Source organism: Streptomyces sp. NPDC102437 (genome assembly GCF_044765565.1).
Classification (GTDB): Bacteria; Actinomycetota; Actinomycetes; order Streptomycetales; family Streptomycetaceae; genus Streptomyces.
The window spans coordinates 1-1510 of sequence record NZ_JBIWKI010000166.1 but is presented as its reverse complement, the minus strand read 5'-3'; the positions used below and the strand labels follow the sequence as shown (position 1 = coordinate 1510).

At 67.1% G+C, this 1510-nt stretch carries 2 pseudogenes; both read right to left on the bottom strand.

What is annotated here, in order from left to right:
• Nucleotides 1-97: 97 nt before the first annotated feature.
• Nucleotides 98-748, bottom strand: a pseudogene (locus tag ACIRJP_RS42615) (ISAzo13 family transposase); the annotation flags it as partial.
• Between the two features lie 22 nt (nt 749-770).
• A pseudogene (locus ACIRJP_RS42610) lies at nt 771-1400 on the bottom strand (IS6 family transposase); the annotation flags it as partial.
• Nucleotides 1401-1510 lie beyond the last annotated feature (110 nt).

Here is a 1510-nt window from a genome sequence, read left to right as displayed (position 1 = left end):
ACTCCGGCGGGTAGTTCTTCATGACCACGAGATGTCCGTTCTCAGATCCTCAGGATCCAGTGTCTCGTGTGTCCAACATCCGGGGTCAAGGCCCGTCCTCCACCTTGACCGGCTCGCCCTTCGGGCGCCACTCACGGCCGGCGTTGGGCAGCTGGCCGAGCTTCTCCTTCTTCTTGGCATCCACGCTGATGACCGGCTCCCCGGCACCCTGGTGCTGCTTGGCCTGCTCGTTGATGTAGCGGAACTGGGCGTCCCGGTCAGGGTGCTGCCTGCCCTCCAGAGTCTTGGCGTTGACCTGGAGACTGAAGCCGTTCTCCCGCAGCAGCCGGCCCACCGTGGGCGCCGACACGGGATGCCCCTGCCCGGCGAGCTCCTCGGCCAGGTGCCGCAACGACTTGGTCGTCCAGCGCAGCGGCGATATGGGATCACCCCGCTCGTCCGGCTCGACCAGCGCCAGCAGAGCCGGAACGAGCCGCGGGTCCAGCTCCTCGGCACTCTTGCGCCCGCCACCACAGCGGCGAACCCTCCCCCTGGGCAGCGGATCCTCGCCGCCCTCCAGCTCGAAGACCCCCTTCCGCACCGTCGTCTCGCTCACGCCCGCAGTGCGCGCGACGGCCCGGACCCCGCCGTGGCCCAGCAGCCGGGCCTCGGTGGCCAGCGCCAGCCGCTGCTGCCGCTCATCCAGATGCGGAAACAACACCCCGAACCTTAGGGCGAGTTGATCACGAACCTCACTCGATATGTGCATACCAGACCAACGCGCCAGAGCCCGCAAAGCAACGCGTTGATTCTTTACAAGCCCCGACGCTACGGAAGCCCTTCATGGCGCGTTCGCGCTGCCGGGTGGGTTGATGGCTGTTCTCGGCCCGGTTGTTCAGGCCTTTGTGGGAGCGGTGCTCGACCGAGGGCATGACCTCACGGTGGGCCGCGCCGTAGGAGCGGAGCTTATCGGTGACCACCACCCGCGGCACCGAACACGTCTTCTTCATAAGGCGGCGGAAGAAACGCCTGGCTGCGGCTGTGTCCCGGCGGTCCTGCACGAGGATGTCGAGCACGTTGCCGTCGGCGTCGACGGCCCGCCACAGGTACTTCTGCTTTCCGTTGATCTTGATGAAGACCTCGTCCAGATGCCACTTGTCGCCGGGTCGGGGTCGCCGGCGGCGCAGGCCGTTGGCGTAGGCCTGGCCGAACTTCGCGCACCAGCGGCGGACGGTCTCGTGGGAGACGAGCACACCGCGCTCGAGCATCAGTTCCTCGACCTCGCGGAAGCTGAGCGGGAAGCGGAAGTACAGCCACACGCAGTGCGCGAAGACCTCGACCGGATACCGGTGCCCCTTGTGCGACGGCGGCGCGGACGACACGAGCGAACCCCTCCCCAGCACGACCAACTCCGAGATCATCCCAGGCCGGTCAGCCAACGTGACTGTGAGGATGTTCGGGTGCCGCTCCGGGCGGTGGCTTGACTCGCAACGTGACTGGCCGTGTGCCTTGGCATTGATCTGTCGGCTGC